The sequence below is a fragment of the Helicobacter marmotae genome (assembly GCF_003364255.1).
In the GTDB taxonomy this organism is placed as follows: Bacteria; Campylobacterota; Campylobacteria; order Campylobacterales; family Helicobacteraceae; genus Helicobacter_C; species Helicobacter_C marmotae.
Map to the genome: position 1 here is coordinate 77,688 of NZ_NXLR01000004.1, position 10,959 is coordinate 88,646.

General features: G+C 39.5%; 10 protein-coding genes. 5 read left to right on the plus strand and 5 right to left on the minus strand.

The annotated features are described in order from the left end of the window. Positions 1 to 222: 222 nt before the first annotated feature. The gene (locus tag CQA63_RS03590) at positions 223 to 807 is read left to right on the plus strand and encodes a hypothetical protein (protein ID WP_104699555.1); all 585 of its coding nucleotides are present in this window, start codon (positions 223 to 225) and stop codon (positions 805 to 807) included. Here CQA63_RS03590 and fabI read toward each other — a convergent pair. Beyond that, complete coding sequence (gene fabI / locus CQA63_RS03595; RefSeq protein ID WP_104699556.1) at positions 804 to 1,634, minus strand: enoyl-ACP reductase FabI; 831 nt, start codon at positions 1,632 to 1,634, stop codon at positions 804 to 806. The two genes, CQA63_RS03590 and fabI, sit on opposite strands and share 4 nt — an antisense overlap. A 544-nt stretch (positions 1,635 to 2,178) precedes the next feature. Next, positions 2,179 to 2,880, minus strand: a complete 702-nt coding sequence (locus CQA63_RS03600; RefSeq protein ID WP_199770685.1) for a triose-phosphate isomerase — start codon at positions 2,878 to 2,880, stop codon at positions 2,179 to 2,181. Positions 2,881 to 3,113: 233 nt separating this feature from the next. Here CQA63_RS03600 and polA point away from each other — a divergent pair, with 233 nt between their 5' ends. Next, positions 3,114 to 5,834: a DNA polymerase I gene (gene polA / locus CQA63_RS03605; RefSeq protein WP_104699558.1), complete on the plus strand. Its 2,721-nt coding sequence runs from the start codon at positions 3,114 to 3,116 to the stop codon at positions 5,832 to 5,834. A 1-nt stretch (position 5,835) separates the two neighbouring features. On the opposite strand, the gene CQA63_RS03610 is transcribed toward polA, so the two are convergent. From CQA63_RS03610 to ribE, 3 genes are read right to left on the minus strand one after another with little or no spacing between them, the layout of a single operon-like run. Continuing rightward, a complete protein-coding gene (locus CQA63_RS03610; RefSeq protein WP_104699559.1) occupies positions 5,836 to 7,008 on the minus strand; it encodes an ABC transporter permease in 1,173 nt (390 codons plus the stop codon). Then, positions 7,005 to 7,283: an EscU/YscU/HrcU family type III secretion system export apparatus switch protein gene (locus CQA63_RS03615; protein ID WP_104699560.1), complete on the minus strand. Its 279-nt coding sequence runs from the start codon at positions 7,281 to 7,283 to the stop codon at positions 7,005 to 7,007. The genes CQA63_RS03610 and CQA63_RS03615 overlap by 4 nt, the downstream gene beginning before the upstream one ends. A 12-nt stretch (positions 7,284 to 7,295) precedes the next feature. Next, a complete protein-coding gene (gene ribE / locus CQA63_RS03620; RefSeq protein WP_104699561.1) occupies positions 7,296 to 7,949 on the minus strand; it encodes a riboflavin synthase in 654 nt (217 codons plus the stop codon). 78 nt (positions 7,950 to 8,027) lie between these two features. On the opposite strand from ribE, the gene CQA63_RS03625 reads away from it, so the two are divergent. From CQA63_RS03625 to CQA63_RS03635, 3 genes are all read left to right on the plus strand, one after another. After that, a complete protein-coding gene (locus tag CQA63_RS03625) occupies positions 8,028 to 8,849 on the plus strand; it encodes a TatD family hydrolase (RefSeq protein ID WP_104699562.1) in 822 nt (273 codons plus the stop codon). A gap of 18 nt (positions 8,850 to 8,867) precedes the next feature. Beyond that, positions 8,868 to 9,989 (plus strand): lytic transglycosylase domain-containing protein, encoded by a 1,122-nt coding sequence (locus CQA63_RS03630; RefSeq protein WP_104699563.1) that lies wholly within the window; start codon positions 8,868 to 8,870, stop codon positions 9,987 to 9,989. A 93-nt stretch (positions 9,990 to 10,082) separates the two neighbouring features. Next, positions 10,083 to 10,955 (plus strand): septal ring lytic transglycosylase RlpA family protein, encoded by an 873-nt coding sequence (locus tag CQA63_RS03635; protein ID WP_104699604.1) that lies wholly within the window; start codon positions 10,083 to 10,085, stop codon positions 10,953 to 10,955. Positions 10,956 to 10,959 lie beyond the last annotated feature (4 nt).

The window sequence follows — 10,959 nt, forward strand, 5'->3', positions numbered from 1 at the left end:
AGATAGTGAATATTGCAAAGCCTGATTATAGGCTAACTTGCCTTAAGGGCTTTGTAAATAACATTACAAAAGGTAACAACAGACATAATATTTATAAATTACATAATAATATTAATTCTTACTATGTAATATCTCATATCAAATCATAATGAAGATTTTAATCCATAAATGTGATTTCTATATTATGGTTTGCGAAATTGATGAGTTGGTGAGGATAAGCTGATGAAAAAAATGATTCTTTTAAGTATGTTTGCCATTGGTCTTTTTGCAAATGAGCAAAAAGCCTATCACATCATAGCTATCGGAGGGATAGGCTCTCAAGCTACTTATTTGAAAGATCAAAATAGCAATGTCAAATGGAGTAATGCAGATAAAACGCTCCATTCCTATGCGGGCAAACTTAGTGGATATGGAGCAATAGGGCTAGAGCTTGATAACACACAGAGGCTTTTTAGCCGAATCTTGCTCGAAGCAAGTTATGCTAACATACCAAATATCGCCCAAAATGCTTCCTATAGGGCTTATGGTATAGTCATAGAAGAGGGTTATAAACTTTTACCGCGATTCTATACTTTTGGAGGACCGGGCATTCATTATGCTTCTCTAAAGCTTGATGATAGCTCCATCAAAGGCATAGCCGTGAATGTAAATCTAGGTTTTGGATTTGTAGTAACACCATATGCAAATCTTGAAATCATGGCAAGGGGTAGCTTCCCCTTAGATAAAGATTTCAAAAAAATAGGTGCAAATGAGCAAACCCTAAGTGCAAGGGTTGATTATTTTGCCAATATAGTAATCCGCTTTTAAGGGCGGATTAAATCCCAGCGGGGTGTAAGCTTACCATCAACTTCTTGTGTAGCACACATTCCCATAATGTTATACCCTGCATCAACATAATGCACTTCCCCTGTAACGCCACTTGAAAGCGGGCTTAACATATACATCGCGGCATTTCCCACTTGCTCAATACTCACATTCTCTTGTAGTGGCGCATTGGCTTCGTTCCACTTAAGCATAATATTAAAATCCCCTATCCCACTTGCGGCTAGTGTTTTAATGGGTCCAGCAGAGATAGCATTAACACGAATGCCCTTTTTACCCAAATCATAAGCCATATATCGCACACTTGATTCTAAAGCAGCCTTTGCTACACCCATAACATTATAATTGGTTACATATTTTACGCTTCCCAAATAAGTAAGTGTAAGGATAGAGGCATTTTCATTCAATAAAGGAAGCATAGCACGAGTAAGCTCGATGAAAGAATATACAGAAATCTCCATAGCAGTATTAAAAGCTTGTTTGCTTGTTTGGATAAACTCTCCCTCCAATGCGTCTTTAGGCGCAAATGCTACAGAATGCACCAAAAAGTCGATGTTGCCAAAGTCTCTTTTAAGCGCGTGAGTGAGTGATGTAAAATGCTCGGGCTTACTCACATCAAGCTCATAAACATAGCTTTTTGAACCCATTTCCTCTGCGATAGGTCGCACTCGTTTTTCTAAGGATTCATTAAGATATGTAAAGGCGAGTTCCGCACCTTGAGCCTTACAAGCTTTTGCTATACCATAAGCGATTGAGCGGTTATTTGCCACACCTACAATCAGCCCCTTTTTTCCACTTAATATCCCAGACATAATGCCTCCTTAAGAATGATATAAGCTCGCATTATACATTTTGCTTTTTAATATTGTTTGTACTTGGCTTATACTTGTGTATTCTCAAACCCCATCTCCTCTGTAGAAAAAGAATCTAAAAAAATTTGTAGTGATTTGGGCAGAGATTCTTCGCTCAGGCTTACGCCCTCTCTTAGAATCACAAAGTGGCGGAGTCTTTAGTGAGTTCCAAGAGAGATTCTTCGGTTTTTACAAAACCTAGGACATGGCAATGTAGTTTGCAAAGGAAATTAGTTTAGCATCACGAACCCCCCTCTAGCGGGGGGAGTGAAGAATTGCTGTTGGAAACACTAGCGAATCTGCCCTTCTTGTCATTCTGAGCCGCAGGCGAAGAATTGCTGTTGGCTTGAGTAGTGATTCCTTTAGGGTTTCTTTGGTCGCTACGCTCCCCCAAGAGCTGATAAATTTGCTACCCTTTAGAGTTTAGGTAGCAATTCCTCACCCCAAAAAAAGGGGGACTCAATATGACAAAGTGTTACATGTAACGCACAAGAAACTCGCCTTATCATAGCCCCGCTTGAATGATCCCCTTAAAACTCTCTAACTCAAGGCTTGCTGAACCCACAAGCACACCATGCACATGCTTTAAGCTTAAAATCTCTTTAGCATTGCTGGCATTGACACTTCCGCCATAAAGGAGTGGTGCGCTTGTAAGGGTAGATAACATCGCATGCGTAGAGGCTATCTCTTCCATACTCGCACTCACCCCCGTGCCAATCGCCCAAATAGGTTCATAAGCAATAATAAGCTTAGGGTAATCAAGCGCTATCCCACTAAGTTGCGAACTCAAATAATCTTTTAGCGCGTTTTCTCCCTGCTTTCGCACATTTAAAGGCTCGCCGATACAATAATACAAGCTAAAGCCCGCTTCTTTATAAAATGCAAACTTTTCATTAATGTGCTCTTGGCTTTCATTAAACATCATTCTACGCTCACTATGCCCGATAATTAAAGAACAAATATTAAATTCTGCTAATTGTTTTAAGGTTATCTCACCTGTGAAAGCCCCATTTTGCGCATAATGTGCATTTTGCGCGCCGATTTGGAAATGTGCGAAGTCATTAGCCAATAAAGCTGTGTGTGAGGGGAAAATGCTTACTTTGAGATGAGGGGCTTGAATGTGGGCAAGGTAAGATTCTAACTCTTGGCTATAGGCTTGCACTTGAGCGCGTGTGAGATTGGATTTAAAATTAGCGGCTATATACATAATGATTCCTTTGTGTGGCTTAGATAAATCAAAATTGAATATTACTTTGTTTTGTTGTACGGCAAGGCAGTGGATAAAAATTGCTAGATTTTTGGCTTTATAAAGGTATATTTACTGCTATCTCTCATTATCTTTACCTTATCTTAGTTTGGGGGCTCTAAGGCAAAATATCAATTTAATTTTTTGCGTTAGAATCCGCAACTTTAGCACTCTATAACCTCAAGTGAGATTCTATGAATACCTTAAATGTAATTGATACTTTTGGATTTTTTTTCAGAAGTTTTTATGCCTTGCCACCTTTGAAAAATGCGCAAGGATTCCCCACGGGATTGCTTGTGGGATTTTGCAATTTATTACAAAGTTTATATAAAGATCCATCATGTACATATATAGCCTTTGCTTTAGAGGGAGGAGGAGAAAACAAAAGGCGCGAGATTTTTAAAGACTATAAGCGCAATCGCCAAGCTCCACCACAAGAGCTTCTTATGCAACTTCCCATAGCTATAGAGTGGATTAGCAAAATGGGTTTTTTAAATATCAGCATAGAGGGCTATGAGGCAGATGATGTGATAGCTTCTGTAAATAAAGTCGCAAATGCCCAAAATATCGCTGTGAGGATTATTAGCCACGATAAAGATTTATATCAACTCATTGATGAGAATACTTACATTTATGACCCTATTGGCAAAAGGGATATTAAAGAAGCAGAATGTATTGAAAAATATGGCGTGAAGCCTAAGCAATTTATTGACTATCAGGCATTAGTGGGAGATAGTAGTGATAATGTCATGGGCGTAAAGGGCATAGGAGCTAAAAGTGCGCAAAAGCTTATAACCCATTTTGGGAATATAGAGACCATGTATCAGAGGGAAGAGGAGCTTACAAATGTAGTAAGTCAAAGGATCGCTAATCTCATTCTTGATGGCAAGGATAATGCGTTTTTAAGCAAAAAGCTTGTGAGCTTGCATGATGATTTATTGCAAGATATTGACTTAAGCAAATGCCTAATGAGCGAATCTAATCCTATGCTAAAAATCTTAGATGAGCTTAAAGCCTATGATTTAAAAAACATTATCTCCAAAGTGCAGTCCCCCCATGAGCGATACGCCCAAAAAAAGGGAGCACAAAAGGGTATAGGTAAAAGCACGCAACCCCCTCATTCAAAAGAAAATTTTAGCTTTAAAGCGCATTTACTTGATAATGTAGCAGATATACAAGCTCTCCTTAACCCTCTTAGTAAAGATGTGAAAATTGGCTTTGATTGTGAAAGTGATAGCCTTGATATACAAGAGGCAAGCCTTGTAGGCTTTAGCTTTTGCTTTGATGGAGAAAATGCCTATTATGTGCCTGTGGGGCATCGATATTTAGGAGCACCCAAACAACTAAGCTTGCAAGAAGCAAGGCATATTATCTCACTTATTTTTACCCATCCTCTAATTGGGCATAATCTCAAATTTGACTTAAGCCTTATTTTCCATACATTGGGCTTAGAGCATAAGGGGGCAATTTATGATAGTATGATTTTAAGCTGGCTTTATGATTCTATCGCGCCTGTGGGGCTTGATAAGCAAATGCTAAAGCACTTTAAGCATACGATGATAAGCTTTGATTCTGTCGTGGCAAAGGGAGAGAACTTCTCGCAAGTGAGTATCGCTGCAGCCACTCAATATGCCGCAGAAGATGCAGCAGCTACCTTTGCACTTTATCATCGTTTGGAAGAGGAATTTTATGCGCGTGAATGGGGCGGGATATTAGAGCTTGCCTATAATTTGGAATTTCCTTTTATCAAGGTGCTTATGGCTATGGAATGTGAGGGCATTAAGGTAAATATGGAACTTTTAGAATCGCTTAAAGAAAAGGCAGGGGAGCATATTACGCATTTAAGCAAACAAATTTTTGAGCTATGTCATGAAAATTTTAACCTCAACTCCCCACAGCAGCTCTCCCATGTGCTTTTTAATCGCTTAGGTTTAAAGCCCGGGCGCAGTGTAAAGGGGGGATTAAGCACTGATGAAAAAACACTGCTAGCTATTGTGGATACCCACCCTGTGATAGCCCTTATCTTAGACTATAGGGAAATCAATAAGCTTAAAAATACTTACATTGAGCCGCTTCTACGCTTTGGCGGGGCAAATAGCGAGCATAGAGTTTATACATCATTTTTGCAAAATGGCACAGCCACAGGGAGATTAAGCTCTAAATCACCCAATTTGCAAAATATCCCTGTGAGACGAGAAGAGGGGCGCAAGATTAGAGAGGCATTTGTAAGCAAAGAGGGGCATAGCCTTATTAGCATTGATTATTCACAAATTGAGTTGCGGCTTTTGGCACATTTTTGCAAAGATGCTTCACTCATTGATGCCTTTAAACATGATAAGGATATTCATTTTGAAACAGCTGCTAGGCTTTTTGGCTTAGAAAATGCTAAGGCAAAGCGCGCTGTGGCAAAGTCTATTAATTTTGGGCTGATTTATGGCATGGGGAGCAAAAAGCTCTCTCAAACACTGCAGATTCCATTAAAAGAAGCTAAAAGCTATATAGAGAGCTATTTTGCACTTTTCCCTACGATTAAGGACTTCCTCAATGCCCAAGAGCACTTTTTGCTCGAAAATGGCTATTCACAGACATTATTAGGGCATAGGCGGTATTTTGACTTTGCGCGGGCTACGGATTTTATGAAGGCAAATTTTTTACGCGAGGGGATTAACTCCATTTTTCAAGGGAGTGCAGCAGATTTGATTAAACTCTCAATGTGTGAGATTCATAAAATCTATGCAAAAAGTGATTTAAAAATGCTCCTACAAGTGCATGATGAGTTAATCTTTGAAGCCCCAAGTGAGAAAGCTCAAAGTTATGCTAAAGAAGTAGCAGAAATTATGAATAATATCTATACCCTAGAAGTACCGCTTAAATGCGGCATTAGCATAGGGCAAAATTGGGCAGAGCTCAAATAGACTAGACTTCCCTTAAAGTTTCACGTCTTTTATAAATCAAAACCCCAAAGGCTAAAAAGAGCAAAAATGGTGCGATTTCACATAATGTTTTGAATGCGCCAAAAAAATCCACTCCATAATTTGCTACTTGCACATAAAGCTTGAGATAATGACTAATAGGCAAGATTGTATGCCAAAAGCTCCCAAAAGCCCCCATAGAGTTTGCAGGGAAAGTAATCCCTGTGAAAGCAAAGCTTGGAGCACAATAAATCGCTGCTAGGGCAAGTGCGCGAGTGTGGTCTTTGAGCAGAGCATAAGCAAATACCCCCACACCCCCATAGCCCAATAGTGTGAGCAATGCGCCGCAATAAAGCGTGAAATAACTCCCGCGGAAGCTAAAGCCCAGCATATGAAAAAATATCATCATCACTGCCCACCAGAATGAAAATATCCCCGTATATGCGCATACTTTCGTCAAAATATAGACATTTGCCTTGATACCTTGAGGCATTTGGCTTGCTTTATTGGGGATAAATCCCACATCACTTTCATCACGAGCTAGAGAATTGATAACGCAAATAATCATAAGCATAATAAGCGAACAGGGTAAAATGCCTGTAATAAGAAATTGTGCGTAGCTATTATTGCTATTATAAAGTGGTGTGATTTGCATAAGGATAGGCGAGCTTAAGGCAAGGGCGGCATTGAGGTTATGGGTTTGGATAAGGTTTTTGCCTAATTTTGCCTTGACATTGCTTGAGAGGATAAGTTGTTTAAATGCCCCCTCAATGGATTTAGCCACCAGCATTAATTGTGCATTATAATAAATGGGGATTTCAGTTAAAATGCCTTTTTTGCTCCGTGCTTGAAGCCCTTGTGGAAGCACCATAAGCGCGTATATATTGACATTACTCATATCAGCCTTTGCTTCTTGCAAACTCTCATAATAATGTGTAACTTTAAGTGTGGGGATACTCTCAAGGTTAGCAATAAGCTCCCTGCTTAAAGTGCTTTTATCTAAATCCACCACGCCAATACCCGCAGCCCTTACAAAACTCTCTGAAAACACCGCCCATACAAATGCCCCAAGCACTAAAGGAGCAAGTGTGCAAAGAAAGAGTGAGAATTTATCCCTAATAAAACCATCAAATTCACGTTTAAAAAACTTCAAAAAATGGAGAAAATATGTGCTCATAGAATATCCTTGCTAAGCTGTGCTTCTCTTTCACATTTTAATAACCACACAAATACCTCAACTACCGCATTATACATCTCTGGGGGTATATGAGATTCAAGGGGGACTTCAAGGAGAGAATCTACCAATAAGGCATTTGCAAAAAGGGGAACATCAAATTCCTTTGCCTTTGCAATAATTCGTGCTGCAAGCTCATTTCTACCTTTGGCAACCACTCTTGGGGCGCTATCATCTTTGATATTATAGCTTAGGGCAACTGCCTTTTTATCCTGCATATTTGCTCCATATTAATAACTCAAATTCAGCATATCAATATCGTTCCATGACGGACTTTTGGACAGACTTTTGGAGAGGTTTTTGTCTTGCTGGGATAAAAGAGCGCGCATAGTGCTTACGACACTGCGAGTGATAATATCTGTTTCAATATTCACTCTTCTGCCTACTTCAAACTTCCCAAAAAGCGTTGTTTGCAATGTGTGGGGAATAAGCGTTAGTTTGAAAGTATTTTTAGTGCATTCAACAATAGTTAGACTGATACCCTCTACGCATATAGAGCCTTTTGGAATGATATAAGGAACTACATCATTTGGAATCTCTATCCAAAAATCACTTGAATCCCCATGGTGGCTGATACTTACAATGCGCCCTACTCCGTCAATATGCCCTTGTACAATATGCCCATCAAATCTATCTCCCACTTGCAATGCGGGCTCTAAATGCACAAAAGCACCTTGTCTGTAATTTTCTAATGCAACGCTCTCTTGTGTGTGCTTGCTAAGCTCCATACTCATACCACCGCTAAAAAACGTCATAGCCGTTAAGCACGCGCCATTAATAGCTATAGAATCTCCGATTTGTGCCTGATATGGAGTGAGTATCTCAAGTGTATTGTGAGTGAAACTTTTGACTTGTGCGATGTGTCGCACCAATCCGCTAAACATACTTTGCCTTTGTTTTTATTTTATTATGCTAGAATCTTGGATTTTAGCATAATTCCACCAATTGTAAGGATTCTTCATATGAGCGCAAGAGAGATTGAGAATTTAAGCTATCTTATAGATACGCATTGTCATTTGGATTCTCAAAGTTTTGAAGATGATCTTAATGAAGTCATTGAACGTGCCTTTAGCCATAATGTGCGTAAAATCATCATTCCCGGAGCTGATATACGCACTTTGCCTAAAGCACAAGCGATTGCACATAAATATGAGCATGTGTATTTTGCCGCAGGCGTGCATCCTAATGATATTGATCTATTTGATATGGCTTTGCTTCAAAGCTTTGCTAAGGATAAGAAATGTATAGCCATTGGTGAGTGCGGATTAGACTACTACTACCTCCCTAGTGCTACCATAGAGGCAGAAGAAGGAGATACAGCACAGCAAAGATTAGAAATCAAGGCAAGACAAAAAGCATATTTTATAGAGCAAATTAAGCTCTCCATCGCTTTGCAAAAGCCTCTTATTTTGCATATACGTGAGGCAAGTAATGATGCCTTTGAGATTCTAAAAGATTTTAATAAAGCCTTTGGAGTGCTGCATTGCTATAACGCAGATAGAATCTTGCTTGAACTCCAAGAGCGGTTTTATTATGGCATTGGCGGGGTATGTACTTTCAAAAATGCAAGACGTTTGATTGAAGTTTTACCCTTAATCCCAAAGTCGCGCCTCCTGCTTGAAACTGATGCCCCTTATCTCACGCCCCACCCTCATAGAGGAAGTCGCAACGAGCCCTATTATATCCCGCTTATTATGCGCCAAATCGCTTCTGTGCTTGGTATGAGTGAGGAAGAAGTGTGCCAATGCAGCACACGCAATGCGTTAAGACTTTTTAATATATAAGAAGACAAAGGAATATAAATGCCTGCATTAAGAAACTTAGCTTTTATCTGCATTTTAAGCTTCGCCCTAGCAGAGCAAGGGGATTTCTACACAATGACTTATAATAAAAACTCTCATGCGGTGTTAAATTCCTTTGGGGTACATGCGGGATTTATGACAAGCATTACCGATAGTGTGCGTGCGCAAAAAATACAAGCAAGATGGCAGTATTTTATACAGAGATTTGATAGTAGCTATGAGTTTATCCCCACATTAAGAAATATGATGGCAAGAGAAGAAGTGCCAAAGGAATTTTTATTTCTTGCTATGGCAGAATCAGAATTTACCACCACTGCCAAAAGTGCGAAAAAAGCCATAGGAATCTGGCAGATTATGCCCGCTACTGCTAAAAACCTGGGATTAGAAATCAATGCTTATATTGATGAGCGCAAAGACCCCATTAAAAGCACAGAGGCGGCTATTAAATATCTTAAATACCTCTATGATGCTACAGGTGAGTGGTATCTTGCTGCTATGGCGTATAACTGCGGATTAGGGCGATTAAAAAGGGGCATACAAGAAGCAGGGGGCGATAGCTCTATTGAAGCATTACTTGATGAGGAGGCACATTATATCCCTGCTGAAACGCGTAACTATATCCGCACAATTCTTGCAATGAGCCTGCTCTTTAATGATGTAGATTTTCTCAAAGCTCAAAATGCAGATTATTTGCTCAATCGAGGTGCGACAGATAGCATTACTAGCGTGAGTGTTAAAGGTGGGATTTCCCTTAGCTCTATTGCCAAAAGTGCGAAGATTCCATTAAGCGAGCTACAAAAGTATAATCGCCATTTTGTCCGCTCTGTACTACCTCCGGGCAAAAAATATTATAATGTCTATCTCCCTTATGACAAACTGCGCACTTTTAAACAAAATTTCAAAGAAGACTTTGAAGAATCAGTGTTTATCACTCATATTGTGCAAAAGGGTGAAAACCTAAGTACGATTGCTAGAAGTTATAAAACATCTATAAGAGAGCTCCAAGATATTAACCAAATCAAGGGTTCGCGCATTTATGCTGACCAAAAGCTGACTATCCCTATTTTAAAAGATAGCAAAGTCGCAGTTGCTGCAGTTACTGATAGCAGGGATAATAGATAGCTAAAGCCAAAGAAAGGAGTACTAACGATGAATACTTGGAATACGATAAAGACTTACAACACCCTAAAACGTTGGAAGCATACTTTAGGATATATGATTATGCTAGCACTTTGTAGCTACTTTTTTGGCTGTGTGGAAAAAAGTGCTGCATGGAATGAAAATGCTAAAAGCACAAAGGGCTTTAATGATAGCTTTGATGATTTAGACGCGTTTAATCAAGGCATTACCTCCAATATTGGCGGAAATTCTATGAGGGAATCTCCTGCTATCCAAGAAGCCACTATGCGCCCCTATCAAGTAGCGGGCAAATGGTACTACCCTGAGAAGGTAAGTTTAGGTGATAAATTTGATGGATATGCAAGCTGGTATGGAGAAGACTTCCATGCGAAAAAAACTTCAAATGGTGAAACCTATAATATGTATGCCCATACTGCCGCTCATAAAACTTTCCCCATGAACACGGTTGTAAAGGTACTCAATGTAGAAAATGGCAAAAGCACGATTGTACGCATTAATGATAGAGGTCCATTTGTAGAGGGGCGTATTATTGACTTAAGCTCTGTAGCAGCCCATGATATTGATATGGTGAAAGTAGGCACAGCAAAAGTGAGACTAGAGATTATTGGCTTTGGCGGAGTCATTAATAAAGATGCCAAAGAAGAAGTACAAAATGTGCAAAGTGATGATGTGCTAAAAAATGAATTTCAAGTCTCAAATACTCCTAAATCTGTAAGCGGAGGGGACTTTGCTATCCAAGTAGGGGCGTTTAGACGATATGAGGGCGCGCAAATTACACAAGAGAGATACTCTCATATGCCTCCCTATCAGAGTGTGATTAAAGAGTTTGAGCTTGATGGCGCACCTATTTATCGTGTATTTTTAAGAGGATTCCAAAGTGAGCAAGAAGCACGCGACTTTTTAAAGAAAAATACACAGATTCAGGGGGGATTTTTTATCCGCGATTGAAAGA